This window comes from Streptomyces tateyamensis (assembly GCF_003205575.1).
In the GTDB taxonomy this organism is placed as follows: Bacteria; Actinomycetota; Actinomycetes; order Streptomycetales; family Streptomycetaceae; genus Kitasatospora; species Kitasatospora tateyamensis.
Genome location: NZ_PYBW01000050.1, coordinates 66,345 through 87,490 on the forward strand (window position 1 = coordinate 66,345; position 21,146 = coordinate 87,490).

The 21,146-nt window shown below is 72.9% G+C and carries 10 protein-coding genes; 9 read left to right on the forward strand and 1 reads right to left on the reverse strand.

The features are described from left to right. Window positions 1-226 precede the first annotated feature (226 nt). The 3 genes from glgX to C7C46_RS16395 are packed head-to-tail and all read left to right on the forward strand — an operon-like array spanning window position 227 to window position 6,042. On the forward strand, window positions 227-2,413 hold the full coding sequence (gene glgX, locus C7C46_RS16385) for a glycogen debranching protein GlgX (RefSeq protein ID WP_110670311.1): 2,187 nt from the start codon (window positions 227-229) through the stop codon (window positions 2,411-2,413). 33 nt (window positions 2,414-2,446) lie between these two features. Continuing rightward, the gene (locus tag C7C46_RS16390; RefSeq protein WP_110670313.1) at window positions 2,447-4,243 is read left to right on the forward strand and encodes an ABC transporter ATP-binding protein; all 1,797 of its coding nucleotides are present in this window, start codon (window positions 2,447-2,449) and stop codon (window positions 4,241-4,243) included. Beyond that, window positions 4,240-6,042, forward strand: coding sequence for an ABC transporter ATP-binding protein (locus C7C46_RS16395; protein WP_110670315.1), 1,803 nt, complete (start codon window positions 4,240-4,242; stop codon window positions 6,040-6,042). The genes C7C46_RS16390 and C7C46_RS16395 overlap by 4 nt, the downstream gene beginning before the upstream one ends. A 79-nt stretch (window positions 6,043-6,121) precedes the next feature. Here the strand turns inward: C7C46_RS16395 and glgP are convergent, their stop codons facing one another. Beyond that, window positions 6,122-8,743: an alpha-glucan family phosphorylase gene (glgP, locus tag C7C46_RS16400; protein ID WP_110670316.1), complete on the reverse strand. Its 2,622-nt coding sequence runs from the start codon at window positions 8,741-8,743 to the stop codon at window positions 6,122-6,124. 914 nt (window positions 8,744-9,657) lie between these two features. Here glgP and C7C46_RS16405 point away from each other — a divergent pair. The 6 genes from C7C46_RS16405 (at window position 9,658) to C7C46_RS16430 (ending at window position 21,091) form a co-directional block, all read left to right on the forward strand. Then, on the forward strand, window positions 9,658-11,577 hold the full coding sequence (locus C7C46_RS16405; RefSeq protein WP_110670318.1) for an alpha-1,4-glucan--maltose-1-phosphate maltosyltransferase: 1,920 nt from the start codon (window positions 9,658-9,660) through the stop codon (window positions 11,575-11,577). Between the two features lie 2 nt (window positions 11,578-11,579). Further along, window positions 11,580-13,283, forward strand: a complete 1,704-nt coding sequence (gene treS, locus C7C46_RS16410; RefSeq protein ID WP_110670320.1) for a maltose alpha-D-glucosyltransferase — start codon at window positions 11,580-11,582, stop codon at window positions 13,281-13,283. Between the two features lie 217 nt (window positions 13,284-13,500). Next, window positions 13,501-15,039, forward strand: a complete 1,539-nt coding sequence (locus C7C46_RS37340) for a maltokinase N-terminal cap-like domain-containing protein (RefSeq protein WP_181442382.1) — start codon at window positions 13,501-13,503, stop codon at window positions 15,037-15,039. A 54-nt stretch (window positions 15,040-15,093) separates the two neighbouring features. After that, the gene (gene glgB / locus C7C46_RS16420; protein ID WP_110670322.1) at window positions 15,094-17,550 is read left to right on the forward strand and encodes a 1,4-alpha-glucan branching enzyme; all 2,457 of its coding nucleotides are present in this window, start codon (window positions 15,094-15,096) and stop codon (window positions 17,548-17,550) included. Between the two features lie 155 nt (window positions 17,551-17,705). Then, window positions 17,706-19,883: a phosphate acetyltransferase gene (gene pta / locus C7C46_RS16425; protein ID WP_110670324.1), complete on the forward strand. Its 2,178-nt coding sequence runs from the start codon at window positions 17,706-17,708 to the stop codon at window positions 19,881-19,883. Then, window positions 19,880-21,091, forward strand: coding sequence for an acetate/propionate family kinase (locus C7C46_RS16430; RefSeq protein WP_110670326.1), 1,212 nt, complete (start codon window positions 19,880-19,882; stop codon window positions 21,089-21,091). Before pta ends, C7C46_RS16430 begins: the two co-directional genes overlap by 4 nt. Window positions 21,092-21,146 lie beyond the last annotated feature (55 nt).

A 21,146-nucleotide genomic window follows, 5' to 3' on the forward strand; every position in this document is an offset into this window, starting at 1 on the left:
CCGACAGGATAACTAAGCCGTCTGAGTGAATCTTCGGCGGGAGGGCCGTGGCCGAGCGGTGAATTGATCATGGTTGGACCGGCCGGTGCCGTCGACCCCGCCGAGCCGCCCGGCCGGACCCGGTCCTGCGTTCAACGATCGGGTTCCCGCTGGGACACGAGGGAACGATTCCACTCACTGGACATCGGCCCGTCACACGCAGCGGGTCCTCGCGGAGGGAGCGGGTATGACGGCACGGCAGGAAACGCAGCCCGGGCGCCGCCCGACCGCGGCCGGCGCAGCGCCGGCCGACGCTCCGGCGCCCGGCGTCTGGCCAGGCAGCTGGCAACCGCTCGGCGCCCGCCACCGGCACGGCGCCGACGGCAGCCACGGCACCAACTTCGCGCTCTGGGCCCCCGGCGCCGAGGCGGTCGAGCTGTGCCTGTTCGACGAGGCCGGCGCCGAGCGGCGCCACTCGCTGACCGAGCAGACCTTCCAGACCTGGCACGGCTACCTGCCCGGGGTCGGCCCCGGCACCCGCTACGGCTACCGGGTGCACGGCCGCTGGGACCCGTGGACCGGCGCCCGGTGGAACCCGGCCAAGCTGCTGCTCGACCCGTACGCCCGGGCGGTGGACGGCGAGTTCACCGGCGACGGCGCCTGCTGCGGCTCGGTGCGCGACTGGCCCGAGGCCGAGGTCGCCGACACCGTGCGGGACAACCGCGACTCCGCCCCGTTCACCGCCCGCGGCGTGGTGGTCCACGACGACGACGACTGGTCCGACGACCGGCGCCCGAAGACCCCGTGGGCCGAGACCGTGCTCTACGAGCTGCACGTGCGCGGCTTCACCATGCGCCACCCCGGCATCCCGCCCGAGCTGCGCGGCACCTACGCGGGCCTGGCCCACCCGGCGGCCCTGGAGCACCTGACCGGCCTCGGGGTGACGGCGGTCGAGCTGCTCCCGGTCCACCAGTTCGCCACCGAGGACCACCTGCACCGGCGCGGCCTGACCAACTACTGGGGCTACAACTCGATCGGCTGGTTCGCCCCGCACGGCGGCTACAGCTCCTCCGGCACCCGCGGCCAGCAGGTCGGCGAGTTCAAGCGGATGGTCCGGGCGCTGCACGCGGCCGGCATCGAGGTGATCCTCGACGTGGTCTACAACCACACCGCCGAGGGCGGCGAGCTGGGCCCCACCCTGTCGCTGCGCGGCATCGACAACCCCGGGTACTACCGGCTCAGCCGCGGCGGGCGGGGCGGGCGCGGCTACACCGACTTCACCGGCTGCGGCAACACCCTGGACACCCGCCAGCCGCAGACCGTCCGGCTGATCACCGACTCGCTGCGCTACTGGGCGGTGGAGATGGGGGTGGACGGCTTCCGCTTCGACCTGGCCGCCGCGCTGGCCCGGGGCAGCGACGACGTGGACATGCACCACCCGCTGCTCGCCGCGATCTCCCAGGACCCGTTCCTGAGCCGGGTGAAGCTGATCGCCGAGCCGTGGGACGTCGGCCAGGGCGGCTACCAGGTGGGCAATTTCCCGCCGTTGTGGGCGGAGTGGAACGACAAGTACCGCGACACCGTGCGCGACTTCTGGCGCGGCGCCCGCCCGGACGTGGCCGAGCTCGGCTACCGGCTCTCCGGCTCCTCCGACCTCTACCAGCTCGGCGGCCGGCGCCCGCACGCCTCGGTCAACTACGTCACCGCGCACGACGGCTTCACGCTGCGCGACCTGGTCTCCTACAACGCCAAGCACAACCTCGCCAACGGCGAGGAGAACCGGGACGGCACCGACGACAACCGCTCCTGGAACTGCGGGGCCGAGGGCCCCACCGACGATCCGGCCGTCGAGCAGCTGAGACTGCGTCAGCTGCGCAACCTGCTCGCCACCCTTCTGCTCTCCGCCGGGGTGCCGATGCTCACCGCCGGCGACGAGTTCGGCCGCACCCAGCTCGGCAACAACAACGCCTACTGCCTGGACGACGAGACCAGCTGGCTGGACTGGTCGCTGCTGGACCAGCCGCACTGGCGCGAGCTGCGCGAGCTGACCGCCCGGCTGATCCGGCTGCGCCGCGCCCACCCGGTGCTGCGCCAGCGCGCCTTCTTCTCCGGCCGGGCCCAGGCCGACGGCCTGCCCGACCTGGTCTGGTACACCGCGGCCGGCACCGAGATGACCGAGGCCGACTGGTACGCCCCCACCGCCGTGCTCGGCATGCTGCTGCACGGCGGCGCGATGTCCGAGCGCGACCAGCAGGGCCGCCCGCTCACCGACGACTCCTTCCTGCTGCTGCTCAACGCCTCCGAGCACCCGGTGGACTTCACGCTGCCCCCCGAGGAGGGCTTCGAGGTCCTGCTGGACACCGCCGGGCACAGCGGCGGGCCGCTCGTGGCGCGTTCTCTGCGCTTGCTCCGTCAGGCACGAAAAACCGGATGAGAAGTGACAGTGGCTGCGCCTACCCTCCAACGGATGGCCGAGAACGCTGCTCCCCCACCCCGCCAGCCCGCCGACCGACCCACCAGGTCCACGGTGCGCTCGCTGCTCAGGCTCCGTACCTACGCCCACCCGATCCGCTGGTTCCTGGCCGGATCGGTGACCGCTGCCCTGCTGGCCTCCGGCGCGGTGCTGCTGGTGCCGCTGGTGCTGGGCCGGATCGTCGACGGGCCGATCGCCCACCACGACCTGGCCGGCCTGTGGCCGCTCTTCACCCTGCTGCTGGTGCTCGGCCTGGCGGAGGCCGGCCTGTTCGGCCTGCGCCGGCTGCTGATCGCCCGGCCGCTGGCCCGGGTGGAGGCCGCGATGCGGGGCGACCTGTACGGCAAGCTGCAGCGGCTGCCGGTCGCCTTCCATGACCGCTGGCCCTCCGGGCAGCTGCTCTCCCGGGCCACCTCGGACATGTACACGCTGCGGCTCTTCCTGGCCTTCCCGCTGGTCTTCCTGATCGTCAACTCGCTGATGTTCCTGTGCGGCACCGCCCTGATGCTCAGTCTGGACTGGCGGCTCGGGCTGATCACGCTGCTCCCCTCGATCCCCCTGGTGCTGCTCTGCACCCACTTCGAGAAGGGGTACTCGGCCGCCTCGCGCACCGCCCAGGACCAGAACGGCGACCTGGCCACCGTGCTGGAGGAGTCGGTGCTCGGCATCCGGATCCTCAAGTCCTTCGGCCGCCAGCGCACCATGGCCCGGCACTTCCGCGAGCGGGCCGACCGGCTGCGCGCCACCGAACTGCGCAAGACCTGGATGCTGGCCGACCTGTGGGCGGTCATCGTCGGCCTGCCCGAGCTGGCCCTGGGCGGCGCGCTGGCGCTGGGCGCGGTGCGGGTCGCGCACGACGAGCTGACGGCCGGCACCCTGGTCGCCTTCCTCTCCACCGCCCTGGCGCTGCGCTGGCCGGTGGAGTCGATGGGCTGGCTGCTGGCCTACAGCAACGAGGCGAGCACCGCCGCCGACCGCTTCTTCGACGTGATGGACACCCCCGAGGAGCCGGCTCCCACCGAGCGGCCGGCCCCGCGCCGGCGCGACGGCATCCGGCTGACCGGCGTCCGGTTCCGCTACCCCGACGCCCCCGAGGACACCCCCGACCTGCTGCGCGGGGTGGACCTGCACATCCGCAGCGGCGAGACGATGGCCCTGGTCGGCGCTACCGGCAGCGGCAAGACCACGCTCACCACGCTGCTCCCCCGGCTCTACCAGGCCACCGCCGGCACCATCACGCTGGACGGCCAGGACATCCGGCTGCTGGAGCTGCCCGAGCTGCGCAGCCGGCTCGCGGTCGCCTTCGAGGACCCGATCCTGTTCTCCGCCACGGTGCGCGAGAACGTGCTGATGGGCGCGCCCGGGGCCGGCGAGCAGGCGCTGGAGCGGGCCCTGGCGGTGGCTCAGGCCGGCTTCGTGCACCAGCTCCCGCTGGGCCCGGACACCGAGGTGGGCGAGCAGGGCCTGAGCCTGTCCGGCGGCCAGCGCCAGCGCCTGGCGCTGGCCCGCGCGGTGGTCGGCGACCCGGAGTTCCTGGTGCTGGACGACCCGCTGTCCGCCCTCGACGTGCACACCGAAGCGCTGGTGGAGGCCGCGCTGCGCGAGGCGCTGGCCGACACCACCGCGCTGGTGGTGGCGCACCGCCCGAGCACCGTGATGCTGGCCGACCGGGTCGCCGTGCTGGCCGACGGGGTGGTGCTCGCGGTCGGCCCGCACGCCGAACTGCTGGAGAGCTGTCCGCAGTACCGCGAACTGATGAGCGGTGCGATGGAAGAGAGCGTGACCCGATGACCACCGTGCTGGAACCCGCCGCGGTCGAGGACGAGGAGATCCCGGTCCCGCCCGGCGCCTCGCGCGCCCTGCTGCGCTCGCTGCTCGCCCCGCACCGGCGCCGGCTGGTGCTGGCCGCCGTGATGATCCTGCTCCAGCAGGCCGCCCTGCAGTCCGGCCCGCTGCTGGTGGCGCTCGCCATCGACCGCGGGATCCCGGCGCTGCGCCGGCACGACAGCGGCCCGCTGGTGGCGGTGACCGCCGCCTACCTGGGCTGCGCGCTGGTCGGCACCCTGCTGCAGCGCAGCTTCATCCGGATCTCCGGCCTGCTCAACCAGGACATCCTGCTGGAGCTGCGGACCAGGATCTTCCGGCACGCCCAGCGGCTGGGCCTGGACTTCCACGAGCGCTACACCTCGGGCCGGATCATCTCCCGGGCCACCAGCGACGTGGACGCGCTGCGCGAACTGCTCAACGAGGGCCTGCAGGAGCTGCTCTCGGTCTTCCTGTCGGTCTGCTACATCACCGTCATCCTGCTGGTGATGGACTGGCGCCTGGGCCTGCTCGCCCTGGTCTCGGTGCTGCCGATGTACCTGCTGGTGCGGATGTTCCGGCGCCGCTCCTCCCGGGTCTACCGCACCGGCCGCTCGGCGGTGGCCTCGGTGATCGTCCGGTTCACCGAGACGATGAACGGCATCCGCCCGGTGCAGGCCTTCCGCCGCGAGGACGCCAACCTGGCCCAGTTCGCCGAGTCGAACCGGGAGTACACCCGGTCCAACGCCAACGGCCTGCTGGAGATGGCCCGGTACGTGGCCTCCTCGCGGGCCACCGCGAACTGCTGGGTGGCCCTGGTGGTGCTGGCCGGCGCCTGGCTGGTCGCCGACGGCAGCCTGGAGCTGGGCGTGCTGACCGGCTTCGTGCTCTACCTGCGCCGGCTCTACGACCCGATCGACCAGCTGGCGATGTTCCTGAACAGCTACCAGGCGGCCGCCGCGGCGCTGGAGAAGATCTCCGGCCTGCTGGCCCACCAGCCCTCGGTGGCCGAACCGGCCGCGCCCGCCGCGCTCCCGCCGGCCACCGGCGCCGGGCGCGAGGTGGCCTTCCGCGGGGTGGAGTTCGCCTACCGCAGCGGCAAGGTGGTGCTGCCGGTCTTCGACCTGGTGCTGGCGGCCGGCTCCACCACCGCGGTGGTCGGTGCCACCGGCGCGGGCAAGTCCACCCTGGCCAAGCTGCTGGCCCGGTTCTACGACCCGAGCGCCGGCGCGGTCACCCTGGACGGGGTGGACCTGCGCGAGCTGGCCACCGCCGACCTGCGCCGCGGCGTGGTGATGGTGACCCAGGAGTCGTTCCTGTTCTCCGGCACGGTGGCGGAGAACATCGCGGTCGGCCGCCCCGACGCCGGCCGGGCCGAGATCGAGGCGGCCGCCAAGGCGATCGGCGCGCACGAGTTCATCACCGCACTGCCGGACGGCTACGACACCGACGTGCGCAAGCGCGGCGGCCGGATCTCGGCCGGCCAGCGCCAGCTGGTCGCCTTCGCCCGGGCGCTGCTGGCCGATCCGGCCGTGCTGATCCTGGACGAGGCGACCAGTTCGCTGGACGTCCCGGGCGAGCAGGCGGTGCAGCACGCGATGCGCACCGTGCTCGCCGGGCGCACCGCCCTGATCATCGCGCACCGGCTGAGCACGGTGGAGATCGCCGACCGGGTCCTGGTGATGGAGGCTGGCCGGATCGTCGAGGACGGCGCACCGGCCCGGCTCATCGCGGGCGAGGGCCGGTTCGCCGACCTGCACCAGGCCTGGCGGGACAGCCTGGTCTGAGGCCGCGTCAGTTCATGAAGGTGCTCAGGAAGTCGACCCACCCGACTTCCTGAGCACCAGCCAGAGAGCGGCGGCGCGCCTAGCGCAGCACCCCCGCGTCCATCCCGGCAGCCGGCGCCGGCAGTGCCACCAGGCCCAGCTCCGCGGGCGAGGCCAGCAGCGGATGGGCCGGCAGCACTCGCACGGTGTATCCGAAAGGACCCGTCCGGTTCAACTCCAGTACGCCTTCGTATCGCTGACAGCCGTTCAGATCGGCGCCGCCGACCGGCTTGAGCGGCAGCAGCTCGGCCTCCCGGATCCGGTCCCGCTCGTCCACCGCGCCCGAGACCACCTGCACCTCGACGTCCTCCGCCGCCAGGCTGCCGAGCGCCACCTGCACCCGCAGCGCCAGCGAGGTACCGAGCTCGGCCGCCTCGGCCACCGCCGCGTCCACGTGCTCCACCCGGACCGCCGGCCAGGCCTGGCGCACCCGGGCCTTCCACTCGGCCAGCTGCCTGGCCCCGGGCCCGGTCAGCTCGCGCTGCGCCGCCGCGGCCGGGGCGTACAGCCGCTCGACGTACTCCCGCACCATCCGGCCGGCCAGCACCTTGGGCCCGAGGGTGACCAGGGTGTGCCGGACCATCGAGATCCACCGGTGCGGCAGCCCGTCCGGCCCCTGCTCGTAGAACCGGGCCGCCACCTGGTGCTCGATCAGGTCGTAGAGCGCGGCGGCCTCGATCTCGTCCCGCTGGTCCTCGTCGATGCCGGGGATCTCCGCGGTGGGGATGGCCCAGCCGTTGCGCCCGTCGAACCACTCGTCCCACCAGCCGTCCAGCACCGAGAGGTTGAGGCAGCCGTTCAGCGCGGCCTTCATCCCCGAGGTGCCGCAGGCCTCCAGCGGGCGCAGCGGGTTGTTCAGCCAGACGTCGCAACCCGGGTAGAGGTGCTTGGCCATCGCCATGTCGTAGTCCGGCAGGAAGACGATCCGGTGGCGCACCGCCGGGTCGTCGGCGAACGCGACCAGCTGCTGGATCAGCCGCTTGCCGCCGTCGTCGGCCGGGTGCGCCTTGCCGGCCACCACGATCTGGACCGGACGGGTCGGGTGCAGCAGCAGCGAGCGCAGCCGCTCCTGGTCCCGGAGCATCAGGGTGAGCCGCTTGTAGGACGGTACCCGGCGGGCGAAGCCGATGGTCAGCACCTCGGGGTCGAGCACCGACCCGGTCCAGCCGAGCTCGGCGTCACCGGCGCCGCGCTGGCGCCAGGAGGCGCGCAGCCGCCGCCGGGCCTCCTCGACCAGCTGCCCGCGCAGCTCGCGGCGGACCTCCCAGATCCGCGCGTCGGCGATCTGCTCCAGCCCGCTCCAGCGCTCGGCGGCGCCGACCGAGATCGCCGCCTCGGCCTGCTCGGCGCCGAGTTCGGCGGCACCCAGCCGGACCACCGCCGGGTCGATCCAGGTGGGCGCGTGGACGCCGTTGGTGATCGAGGTGATCGGCACCTCGGCGGAGTCGAAGCCCGGCCAGAGCGCGCCGAACATGGTCCGGCTGACCTCGCCGTGCAGGGTGCTCACCCCGTTGGCCCGCTGGGCCAGCCGCAGGCCCATCGCGGCCATGTTGAACAGCTTCGGGTCGCCGCCCCGCCAGTTCTCCACTCCCAGCGCGAGCACCCGGTCCACCGGGACCCCGCGCAGCGCGGCGTCGCCGCTGAAGTGACGGGCCACCAGCTCGGCCTCGAACCGGTCGATGCCGGCCGGCACCGGGGTGTGGGTGGTGAACAGGGTCCCGGCCCGCACCGCCTCCAGCGCCGAGCCGAAGTCCGCGTCGGTGCGCTCGACCAGCTCGCGGATCCGCTCGACGCCCAGGAACCCGGCGTGCCCCTCGTTGGTGTGGAACACCTCCGGCTCGGCGTGCCCGGTGAGCCGGCAGAACGCCCGCACCGCGCGCACCCCGCCGATCCCCAGCAGCATCTCCTGCAGCAGCCGGTGCTCGCTGCCGCCGCCGTACAGCCGGTCGGTGACGTCCCGTTCGGCGGCGGCGTTGGCGTCCAGGTCGGAGTCGAGCAGCAGCAGCGGCACCCGGCCGACCTGGGCCTTCCAGATCTGCGCCACCAACCGGCGGCCGGCCGGCAGGGCCAGCTCCACCCGGCACGGCTCGCCGTCCGGCTCGCGCAGCAGGGTGACCGCCAGCTCGTCCGGGTCGAGCAGCGGGTAGCGCTCCTGCTGCCAGCCGTCCCGGGTCAGCGACTGGCGGAAGTACCCGTGCCGGTAGAACAGGCCGACCCCGATCAGCGGCACGCCCAGGTCGCTGGCGGACTTGAGGTGGTCGCCGGCCAGGATGCCCAGGCCTCCGGAGTACTGCGGCAGCGCGGCGGCGATCCCGTACTCCGGCGAGAAGTAGGCGATCGCGGCGGGCAGCGGCTGCAGCGACGGCACGCCCTGGTACCAGCGCGGGCCGCTCAGGTATTCGTGCAGGTCGTCGGTGAGGTCGCCGAGCCTGCGCAGGAAGCGGCGGTCGGCGGCCAGCGCGGCCAGCCGCGGGGCCGGCACCTCGCCGAGCAGCCGGACCGGGTCCTCGCCGACGGCCGACCAGACCGCCGGGTCGACCGAGCGGAACAGCTCCCTGGTCTCCGGGTGCCAGGACCAGCGCAGGTTGAGCGCCAGCTCGTGCAGGGGCTGCAGCGGCTCGGGCAGGACGGTGCGGACGGTGAATCTGCGGATGGCCTTCACGGCCCGAAGCGTAGACCCGTAACCGGGCCTGAGGGGGCGTCAACTCTCGTACGCGGCTCCATTCGGGCGACAGAATAGATCACGTCAGGCGCAGTTCGCACCATGGGGGGCGCACACGGCGCACGCCATGCCCGGAGCGCACGCCGGGCTCGCGCAGGCCCCCCGAACGGGCGGATCAGGGTGGCCAATCTGCTCCCCCGCACCACCACGCCGGGCGACAACCGAGTGGTAGCAGCCACGAACAGTGCGAGGATGGGCACAGGCCGCTGTCGCAGCGGGTCGGCATGGGTGGCGTACCCCGTGCGGCACGGTCGGTCCTCCGCGTTCGAATCCTTCCCCGACACTCCGTTAGCCCACTCGACTCACTTGTCTCCCCCCAGGTGAGCCGACGCGTGTCCTCGTCACTGCCCCGGTCGTTGCCGGGGTGGGTCGGAATCGCCCTCAGGGCGTGCCGCGAGGCCACGCGCCGGGACGCGCGCCGCCTCGCAGTCCCGGACCGCCGTGGCTCCCGGACGCCGGCCGGTGCTCGGACACGGTGGTACGGGCAGGCTCCGGTCGCTCGTCAGTCCCCCACCCAGGTAGTCCTCTCCGGCGTTCCCGGTGCTCGATCCGCCCGCGGGACTGCCGCCGATCTCGGGCAGGAGTTTGACATGCACGGCGACACACGGAATCAGTCCGCACTGGTGTCCGAAGGGTTGGAGCCTCTGGCTGCCCCGGTATCGATTCCGGCCATAAGTGAGCCGGTTGCGGTGCGCGCCCCCCGAACGGCCGAAGCACCGTCAAAAACCCTTTCCCCCCGTCGGACCGCCCCCCGGCGCAGCACCACCGCCACCACCGGCAGCACTGGCAGCACCGCGGCCCGCCCCGCCGCGACCCGCCCCACCGCTGCCCGCCGGACGAAGGAGAGCGACCCGATGATCGGCCGGATCCCCGTCCTCGACGTCGCCCCCCTGGTGGACGGCGGCCGCCGCCCGGCCCGCGCGGTCGAGGGCGAGACCTTCCTGGTCACCGCGACCGTCTTCCGCGAGGGCCACGACGCGGTGGCCGCCAACGTGGTGCTGCGCGACCCCCGGGGCCGCAGCGGCGGCTGGCTGCCGATGCGCGAACTCGCCCCGGGCACCGACCGCTGGGGCGCCGAGGTCACCCCTGCGGTCCAGGGCCGGTGGAGCTACGCGGTGGAGGCCTGGAGCGACCCGGTGGCCACCTGGCGCCACCACGCCTCGATCAAGGTGCCGGCCGGTCAGGACGTGGAGCTGGTGCTGGAGGAGGGCGCACTGCTGCTCGAACGGGCGGCCGCCGGGGTACCCAAGCGGGACGGCCGGCCGGCCGTGCTCCGTGCGGTGGACGCGCTGCGCGACACCGAGGAGCTCCCGCTCACCCGGTTGGCCGCTGCCCTGGCTCCCGCGGTGACCGATGCGCTGGCCCGGCACCCGCTGCGCGAGCTGGTCACCGCTTCCCGCCCGCTGCCGCTGCAGGTGGAGCGGCGCCGGGCGCTGTACGGCTCCTGGTACGAGTTCTTCCCGCGCTCGGAGGGCGCCACCCTGAACCCTCCGCGCTCCGGCACCTTCCGCACCGCGGCCGAACGGCTGCCCGCCGTCGCGGCGATGGGTTTCGACGTGCTCTACCTGCCGCCGATTCACCCGATCGGCCACTCCTTCCGTAAGGGCCCGAACAACACCCTCACCCCGGGCCCGCAGGACGTCGGCTCGCCGTGGGCGATCGGCTCCCCGGAGGGCGGGCACGACGCCGTCCACCCGGACCTGGGCACCATCGAGGACTTCGACGCCTTCGTGGCCCGGGCGAACGAGCTCGGCCTGGAGATCGCCCTCGACTTCGCCCTGCAGGCCTCGCCCGACCACCCCTGGGTGAACAAGCACCCCGAGTGGTTCAGCCACCGCATCGACGGCAGCATCGCCTACGCCGAGAACCCGCCGAAGAAGTACCAGGACATCTACCCGATCAACTTCGACCAGGACTTCGACGGCCTGGTGGTCGAGACGCTGCGCCTGCTGCGCCACTGGATGGCGCACGGCGTGCGGATCTTCCGGGTCGACAACCCGCACACCAAGCCCGTGCATTTCTGGGAGAAGGTGATCGCGGAGATCAACCGGACCGACCCGGACGTCATCTTCCTGGCCGAGGCCTTCACCCGCCCGGCCATGATGCACACCCTGGCCAAGATCGGCTTCCAGCAGTCCTACACCTACTTCACCTGGCGCAACACCAAGTGGGAGCTGACGGACTACCTGACGGAGCTCTCGGGCGAGGCGGCCGCCTACATGCGGCCCAACTTCTTCGCCAACACCCCGGACATCCTGCCGCGCCACCTGCAGCACCAGGGCCAGGCCGCCTTCGCGGTCCGCGCCGTGCTGGCCGCCACCCTGTCGCCGAGCTGGGGCGTCTACGCCGGCTTCGAGCACGCCGAGTCCACCCCCGCGGGCCCGGACACCGAGGAGTACCTCGACTCGGAGAAGTACCAGCTGCGCCCGCGTGACTGGACCCGCACCGACACCCTGGCCCCGCTGCTCACCACCCTGAACGAACTGCGCCGCGCCCACCCCGCGCTGCAGGAGCTGCGCAACCTCAGCTTCCTGCCCACCGACAACGACCAGGTCATCGCCTACGCCAAGCGCACCGGCGAGGACCAGGTGATCATCGTCGTCAACCTCGACCCGCACCACCCGCAGGAGGCAACCGTCACTCTTCCGGCGGACATCGCGCTCGCTGTCACCGACGAGCTGACCGGTGCGCAGTACACCTGGCACCGCCACAACTACGTCCGGCTCGACCCCTCATCGTCGCCGGCCCACCTCCTCACCGTTCGGAGGATCTGACTGTGATTGTCAACGAGCCCGTCCACGACACCTTCGCGGACACCGAGAAGAAGGACTTGGACCCGGAGTGGTTCAAGCGTGCGGTCTTCTACGAGGTCCTGGTGCGGTCCTTCCAGGACAGCAACGGGGACGGTGTCGGCGACCTCAAGGGGCTCACGGCCAAGCTCGACTACCTGCAGTGGCTCGGGGTGGACTGCCTCTGGCTGCCGCCGTTCTTCGCCTCCCCGCTGCGCGACGGCGGCTACGACGTGGCCGACTACACCGCCGTGCTGCCGGAGTTCGGCGACCTGGCGGACTTCGTGGAGTTCGTGGACGCGGCGCACAAGCGCGGCATGCGGGTGATCATCGACTTCGTGATGAACCACACCAGCGACCAGCACCCGTGGTTCCAGGCCTCGCGCAACGACCCCGAGGGCCCGTACGGCGACTTCTACATGTGGGCCGACGACGACAAGCAGTACCCGGATGCCCGGATCATCTTCGTCGACACCGAGACCTCCAACTGGACCTACGACCCGGTCCGCAAGCAGTACTTCTGGCACCGGTTCTTCTCGCACCAGCCGGACCTGAACTACGACAACCCCCGGGTCCAGGAGGAGATGATCGCGGGGCTGCGGTTCTGGCTCGACCTGGGCATCGACGGCTTCCGGCTGGACGCGGTGCCGTACCTGTTCGCCCGCGAGGGCACCAACTGCGAGAACCTGCCGGAGACCCACGAGTTCCTGCGCCGGGTGCGCAAGGAGATCGACGCCGACTACCCCGACACCGTGCTGCTCGCCGAGGCCAACCAGTGGCCCGAGGACGTGGTCGACTACTTCGGCGACTTCTCCTCCGGCGGCGACGAGTGCCACATGGCCTTCCACTTCCCGGTGATGCCGCGGATCTTCATGGCGGTGCGCCGCGAGTCCCGCTACCCGGTCTCCGAGATCCTGGCCAAGACGCCGACCATCCCCGGCGGCTGCCAGTGGGGCATCTTCCTGCGCAACCACGACGAGCTGACCCTGGAGATGGTCACCGACGAGGAGCGCGACTACATGTACGCGGAGTACGCGAAGGACCCGCGGATGCGGGCCAACGTGGGCATCCGCCGCCGGCTCGCCCCGCTGCTGGACAACGACCGCAACCAGATCGAGCTCTTCACCGCCCTGCTGCTCGCGCTGCCCGGCTCCCCGGTGCTCTACTACGGCGACGAGATCGGCATGGGCGACAACATCTGGCTCGGCGACCGGGACGGGGTGCGCACCCCGATGCAGTGGACCCCCGACCGCAATGCGGGTTTCTCCTCGGCCGACCCGGGCAGGCTCAGTCTGCCGCCCATCATGGATCCGGTCTACGGATACCAGGTGACCAACGTCGAAGCGCAGCAGAGCAGTTCTTCCTCGCTGCTGCACTGGACCCGGCGCATGATCGAAATCCGTAAGCTCAACCCCGCGTTCGGGCTCGGCAGTTACACCGAGCTTCCCTCCAGCAACCCGGCCGTGCTGGCCTTCGTGCGCGAGTACGAGGGCGACCTGGTCATGTGTGTGAACAACTTCTCCCGCTTCCCCCAGCCCACCGAGCTGGACCTGCGGCGGTACGGCGGGCGCTACCCGGTCGAGCTGATCGGCGGGGTGCGGTTCCCGTCGATCGGTGAGTGGCCGTACCTGCTCACCCTGGCCGGACACGGCTTCTACTGGTTCCAGCTGCGCAAGCCCGGAGCGCAGTAACGATCCACCACGCCGGGGGGTGCGCAGGCCGTTCCGTGCGCCCCCCGGTGGGCCGTGTGCCACCACGTACGGAGAACAGCCCAACGCGTATCCCCCCTCAGGCGTGACACCCGAGCGCCGCTCGCGTGCCGCCGCAGCAGCGCCGCCGAAATCCGGAAGACTGGCGGGCCCGGCCGGATCAGTCAGGCCGTCAGCCCGATTCCGGGGAAAGGGAGTCATGTCGGAAATCTCCCGTTCTCAAGCCCACAGCCACCGGGACGCCGGGACCGCACCCCGCGGTCCGGGCAGCCCCAGCGGTCCGGTCGGCCCGCACGGGGCCGGTCGCGGCGCCGGGGGCCACGCCTCCGGCGGGCACGGTGCCAGACCGCGCGGCAGCACCTCGCTGGCGGTCGCGGAGCTGGTGGAGGCCGCCCTGCCGCTGATCGCCCAGTGGCTGCCGAGCCAGCGCTGGTACGCCGGCAAGGGGCAGGCGATCACCGGCCTGCGCCCGGTCAACGCGACCCCGCTGCTGACCGGCGACCCGGCGATGCTGCACCTGCTGCTGCGGGTGGAGCACGGCGGCGGCTCCGACCTGTACCAGCTGCTGCTCGGCCTGCGCGCCGAGGCCCCGCTCGGGCTGCTCCCGGAGGCCTCGCTGGGCAGCCTGACGCACGGCCCGTACGACGGTGCGGCGCTCTACGACGCGGTGCACGACCCGGAACTGACGGGCCGGCTGCTCGGCCACCTGGCCACCGCCGACCGGTTCGGGCCGCTGGCCTTCCGCCGCACCCCGGGCCCGGGCCTGCCCAGCGACCTGGTGGGCCGGGCCGGCACCGCCGAGCAGTCCAACACCTCGGTGATCTTCGGGACCCAGTTCATCCTCAAGCTGTTCCGCCGGGTCACCCCCGGGACCAACCCCGACCTGGAGCTCTCGCTGGCCCTCTCCCGGGCCGGCTCGACCCGGATCCCCCGGGTCGCGGCCTGGTTCGAGAGCCGGCTGGTGGGCGCCGAACCCGCCACCCTGGGCCTGCTGCAGCGCTTCCTGCCGGACGCGGAGGACGGCTGGGAGCTGGCGCTGGACCAGGTGGCCAGACTCAAGGGCGACCCGAGCCCGGGCAACTTCGCGGTCGAGGCGCACCGGCTGGGCCGGGCCACGGCCGAGGTGCACCGGGTGCTGGCCCGGGCGCTGCCGGTGGCCCGGCTGGACCGCGAGCAGGTCGGCCGGCTGGCCACCCAGATGGCCGAGCGGCTGGACACGGCCGCGGCGGCGGTCCCGGCCCTGCGCCGTTACCGCCCCGCCCTGCACGCCGCCTTCCAGCAGCTGACGGCGGACCACCCGACCGGGCTGACGGTGCAGCGGATCCACGGTGACCTTCACCTGGGCCAGGCGATGCGCACCCCGCAGGGCTGGGTGCTGCTGGACTTCGAGGGCGAGCCGGCCAAGTCGGTGGCCGAGCGGCGCCAGCCGCAACCGGCCCTGCGGGACGTGGCGGCGATGCTGCGCTCCTTCGACTACGCCGCCGCCCACCTGCTGGCCGGCACCGAGCCGGACCCGGAGCTGGCCCACCTGGCGGCGGGCTGGGCGGCCCGCAACCGGACGGCCTACTGCGCCGGCTACACGGCGGCCGGCGGCACCGATCCGGCCGGCAGTCCGGAGCTGATGCGCGCACTGGAGATCGACAAGGCGGTCTACGAGGTGGTCTACGAGGCCCGGCACCGGCCCGGCTGGCTGCCGATCCCGCTGACCGCCATTCACCGGCTCGCGACCGTGTCCTGATCTATCGTCAGGAGACGTCCCCCCGTTCGCTCCCCCCAGCCTGGAGGACCCGCCGTGGCTCCGCTCGACCGCTCCGACCCGACCGTGCCCGCCACCTTCCTGTCCGGGCGCGCGGGCGCCGGCCGTCCCCGGGGCGGGCGGGCCGCCACCAAGCCGGCCGTCGCCAAGCCGGCTGCCACCAAGCCGGCTGCCACCAAGCCGGCCAAGCCGGCCGCCACCCCGGCGACCGCCACCCCGGCGACCGCACCCACGCCCGCGGCGCCGACCCCGCCGCGGTCCGCCGCTGCCGCCCCGGCAGCGGCGCCGGCCGAGGCCCCGATGCTGCGGCTCGCCGAGGCGCCGCTGCCGCCGGCCGAGATCGAGCGGCTGGTCAGCGGCGCGCACCACGACCCGCACGCCCTGCTCGGCGCCCACTCGACCACCGGCGGCACCGCCATCCGGGTGCTGCGCCCGCTGGCCGAACGGGTGGTGATCGAGACCCCCTACGGTCCGGCCGAGCTGACCCACCAGCAGTCCGGCCTCTTCACCGGCCTGCTGCCCGGCTCGGCGATCCCGGCCTACCGGCTGCGGGTCGGCTACCCGGGTAGCGGGCTCGTCCCGCAGGAGGACGGCTACCGGCTGGCACCCACCCTGGGCGAGCTGGACCTGCACCTGATCCGGGAGGGCCGGCACGAGCAGCTCTGGCAGGTGCTCGGCGCGCACCCGCGCGAGGTGGACGGCCTGGCCGGCACCGCCTTCGCGGTGTGGGCGCCGAACGCGGAAGGGGTGCGGCTGGTCGGCGACTTCAACCACTGGGACGGCACCGGGTTCCCGATGCGCTCGCTGGGCGCCAGCGGCGTCTGGGAGCTGTTCGTGCCGGGCCTGGGGGTCGGCACCCTGTACAAGTTCGAGATCCGCACCCGCGGCGGCGAACTGGTGCAGAAGGCGGACCCGATGGCCCGGGCCGCCCAGTGCCCGCCCGGCACCGCCTCGCAGGTCACCGCGTCCGACTACCAGTGGCAGGACGGCGACTGGCTGGCCCGCCGGCCCCGCCTGCAGCACCACCGCGCGCCGATGTCGGTGTACGAGTTGCACCTGGGTTCCTGGCGGCCGGGGTTGAGCTACCGTCAGCTGGCCGAGGTGCTGCCGGCGTACCTGCGGGAGCTGAACTTCACCCACGTGGAGTTCATGCCGGTGATGGAGCACCCGTTCGGCGGGTCCTGGGGCTACCAGGTGACCGGGTTCTACGCCCCGACCGCGCGGTTCGGGTCCCCGGACGACTTCCGGTACCTGGTGGACGCCCTGCACCAGGCGCAGATCGGGGTGATCGTGGACTGGGTGCCGGCCCACTTCCCCAAGGACGGGTTCGCGCTGGCCCGCTTCGACGGGCAGGCGCTGTACGAGCCGGCCGACCCGCTGCGCGCCGAGCACCCGGACTGGGGCACCCTGACCTTCGACTACGGGCGGGCCGAGGTGCGCAACTTCCTGGTCGCCAACGCCGTGTACTGGTGCGAGGAGTTCCACGTCGACGGGCTGCGGGTGGACGCGGTGGCCTCGATGCTCTACCTGGACTACTCGCGCGAGGACGGCCGGTGGACGCCGAACCAGCACGGCGGCCGGGAGAACCTGGACGCGGTCGGCTTCCTTCAGGAGATGAACGCCACCGTCTACCGCCGCTGCCCCGGCGTGGTCACCATCGCCGAGGAGTCCACCGCCTGGGGCGGGGTGACCCGGCCCACCGACACCGGCGGCCTGGGCTTCGGCCTCAAGTGGAACATGGGCTGGATGCACGACTCGCTGGTCTACATGTCCAAGGAGCCGATCCACCGCCAGTACCACCACAACGAGCTCACCTTCTCGATGGTCTACGCGTACTCGGAGAACTACGTGCTGCCGATCTCGCACGACGAGGTGGTGCACGGCAAGCAGGCCCTGGTCTCGAAGATGCCGGGCGACTGGTGGCAGCAGCGCGCCAACCACCGCGCCTACCTCGGCTACATGTGGGCCCACCCGGGCAAGCAGTTGCTGTTCATGGGGCAGGAGTTCGCCCAGGGAGCCGAGTTCGACCACGAGTCCGGCCCGCAGTGGTGGGTCCTGGGCGAGGACTGGCCGGCCGCCGCCGACCACCGCGGCGTGCAGCGCCTGGTCGGCGAGCTCAACCGGAACTACCGCGACTGCCCGGCCCTGTGGGAGCTGGACACCTCCCCCGAGGGCTTCCGCTGGCTGGACGGCGGGGCCGCCGAGGACAACCTGATCAGCTTCGTCCGGTACGCCGCCGACGGCTCGCCGCTGGTGGCCGTGTGCAACTTCTCCCCCGTGGTCCGGCACGGCCGCCGGGTCGGCCTGCCGCCGCTGCCCGGCACCGACCAGCTCTGGCGCGAGGTGCTCAACACCGACGCGGAGCGGTTCGGCGGCAGCGGGGTGGCCAACCCGGCCCCGCTCAAGGCCGAGCCGGTGGCCTGGGACGGTCAGCCGCGCAGCACCGAACTGGTGCTGCCGCCACTGGCCACCATCTGGCTCCGCCCGGCCTGACGGGGCCTCAGCTCCCGCGTCCCTGTGACCTTCGTCCCTTGCCCCGCGCGGCCGCTTCCGCATGCGATCACCTGTACTGACTGCAAAGGTATGGTCGAAGCGAGAACCGGCCCCGCTGGGGTCGCGGGGAGCAGGCGGCGAACGGAGTGGGCGGCGTGGCGCGCAGCGTGTACGTGACCGGGATCGACCGGGGGGACGGCCGCCAGGCCGTCGAGCTCGGGGTCATGGAACTGCTCACCCGTCAGGTGGACCGGGTCGGCTTGTTCCGCCCGCTGGTGCACGCCGAGGCGCCCGGCACCCCCGGCGCCGACCACGTCGTCGAGCTGCTGCGGGCCCGGTACCGGATCGACCTGCCGCCCGCCGACCTGTACGGGCTCACCTACGAGGAGGCGGCCGCGCTGCAGGCCGCCCAGGGCCAGGACGAGCTGGTCTCCGTCCTGGTCGACCGGTTCCGCGCGCTGGAGCGCCGGTGCCAGGCGGTGCTGGTGCTGGGCACCGACTTCGCCGACACCAACATCCCCGACGAGCTGGCCTTCAACGCCCGGCTGGCCAACGAGTTCGGCGCCTGGGTGCTGCCGGTGGTCGGCGGCCGGCGCGAGGACCCCGACTCGGTGGTGGCCGAGGTCCGCAACGCCTACCGCGCCTACACCGACCTCGGCTGCTCCACCCTGGCGATGATCGCCAACCGGGTGGCCCCGGCCGCCAAGCAGCCGGTGCTGCGCGGACTGAACGCCAAGCTGCCGGTGCCGGTCTACGTGGTCCCCGAGGAGCTCGCGCTGGCCGCGCCCACGGTGGCCCAGCTGGTCGAGGCCACCGGCGCCGAACTGCTGCTGGGCGACGCGGCCGGCCTGGCCCGGGACGTGCGCGGCTTCGTCTTCGGCGGCGCGATGCTGCCCACCTTTCTCGGCGCGCTGACCGAGGGCGCCCTGGTGGTGACCCCCGGGGACCGGGCCGACCTGCTGATCGGCTCGCTGGCCGCGCACGCCGCCGGTGCCCCGCCGATCGCCGGGGTGCTGCTGACGCTGGATCAGCACCCGGGTGCGGACGTGCTGGCGCTGGCCGCGCGGCTGGCCCCCGGCACCCCGGTGGCGGTGGTCGGCGAGGGCAGCTGGCCCACCGCGGCCGCCCTCACCCACGTGGAGGGCATGCTCAGCGCGGCCAGCCCGCGCAAGGCCGAGATCGCGCTGGGCCTGTTCGAACTGCACGTGGACACCGCCGAGCTGACCAGCCGGATCGAGCTCAGCCGCTCCGACCGGGTGACCCCGATGATGTTCGAGCACGAGCTGCTGGAACAGGCCCGGGCCGCCCGGCGGCACGTGGTGCTGCCGGAGGGCACCGAGGAACGGGTGCTGCGGGCGGCCGAGATCCTGCTGCGCCGCAACGTCTGCGACCTGACCCTGCTCGGCGAGGTGGACGCGGTGCGCCGCAAGGCCGCGAGCCTGGGCATCGTGCTGCCCGCCGAGGGCGCCGCAGAGGGCAGCGCCGAGAACGCCGCCGACCGCGCCCGGCTGCGGATCGTCGACCCGGCCGCCTCCCCGCTGCGCCAGCGCTTCGCCGAGCTCTACGCCGAGCTGCGCGCGCACAAGGGGATGACCGTGGAGCTGGCGCTGGACCTGGTCACCGACGTCAGCTACTTCGGCACCCTGATGGTCCAGGAGGGGATCGCCGACGGCATGGTCTCCGGTGCCGTGCACTCCACCGCCGCCACCATCCGGCCCGCCTTCGAGGTGATCAAGACGGCGCCGGGGGCGGCCATCGTCTCCTCGGTCTTCTTCATGTGCCTGGCCGACAAGGTGCTGGTCTACGGCGACTGCGCCGTCAACCCGGACCCGAACGCCCAGCAGCTGGCCGACATCGCCATCCAGTCCGCCGAGACCGCCGCCCAGTTCGGCGTCGAGCCGCGGGTGGCGCTGCTCTCCTACTCCACCGGCACCTCGGGCTCCGGGGTGGATGTGGACAAGGTGCGCAAGGCCACCGAGCTGGTCCGCCAGGCCCGCCCGGACCTGCTGGTGGAGGGCCCGATCCAGTACGACGCGGCGGTGGACGAGCGGGTGGCCGCGACCAAGCTGCCCGGCTCCGCGGTGGCCGGGCGGGCCACCGTGCTGGTCTTCCCCGACCTGAACACCGGCAACAACACCTACAAGGCGGTGCAGCGCTCGGCCGGCGCGGTGGCGGTCGGCCCGGTGCTGCAGGGCCTGCGCAAGCCGGTCAACGACCTGTCCCGGGGCGCGCTGGTGCAGGACATCGTCAACACGGTGGCGATCACCGCGATCCAGGCGCAGAACCAGTCCGGGGCACCGGCGCAGTCGCACGACCAGGAGGCGGCCCGATGACCGGGGCGACGCGGGTCCTGGTGCTCAACGCCGGCTCCTCGTCGGTCAAGTACCAGCTGATCGACATGGTCGACGGCACCCGGCTGGCCGCCGGGCTGGTCGAGCGGATCGGCGAGCACGCCGGCCGCCTGGTGCACACCCCGCACGGCGGCGACCGGCGCGAGGCGGTCCGGCCGTTCGCCGACCACGCGGCCGCGCTGAAGGCGGTGGCCGAGGAGCTGGCCGCCGACGGCCGGGGCCTGGACTCCCCCGAGCTGGCCGCGATCGGCCACCGGGTGGTGCACGGCGGCAAGCGGTTCACCGCGCCGACCGTGGTCACCGACGAGGTGCTGACCGAGATCCGCCGGCTGGTCCCGGTCGCCCCGCTGCACAATCCGGCGAACATCACCGGCATCGAGGTGGCCCGCGGACTGCGGCCGGACCTGCCGCAGGTCGCGGTCTTCGACACCGCCTTCCACACCACCATCCCGGAGCACGCGGCCCGCTACGCGATCGACACCGCGGTCGCCGACCGGCACCGGGTGCGCCGCTACGGCTTCCACGGCACCTCGCACCAGTACGTCTCCCGGGCCACCGCCCGGCTGCTGGGCCGCGACCCGGCCGAGCTGAACGTCATCGTGCTGCACCTGGGCAACGGGGCCTCCGCCTCGGCGGTGGCCGGCGGGGTCTGCGTGGAGACCTCGATGGGCCTGACCCCGCTGGAGGGCCTGGTGATGGGCACCCGCTCGGGCGACGTGGACGCGGGGGTGGTCTTCCACCTGCACCGGGTGGGCGGGCTGTCCGTCGACGAGATCGACGACCTGCTCAACCGGCGCAGCGGGCTGCTCGGCCTGGCCGGCGAGAACGACATGCGGGAGATCCTGCGCCGGGTCGAGGAGCAGGACGACCCGGCCGCCCGGCTGGCGCTGGACGCCTACGTGCACCGGCTGCGCAAGTACCTGGGCGCCTACTACGCGGTGCTCGGCCGGGTGGACGCGATCGCCTTCACGGCGGGCGTGGGCGAGAACGCCGCGCCGGTGCGGGCCGCCGCCACCGCTGGCCTGACGGAACTGGGCATCGTGGTCGATCCCGAGCTCAACTCGGTCCGTTCCACCGAGGCCCGAGTGATTTCCGCGGAATACTCACGAGTAACCGTGGCGGTGGTACCGACCGACGAGGAGTTGGAGATCGCCCAGCAGGCTTTCACCCTCGTCCATCCGAGTCATTGACCGGGGTTCAGGGGTTTGCCCCAATCCGCGGGAATAACTCATACGGATAGGATCA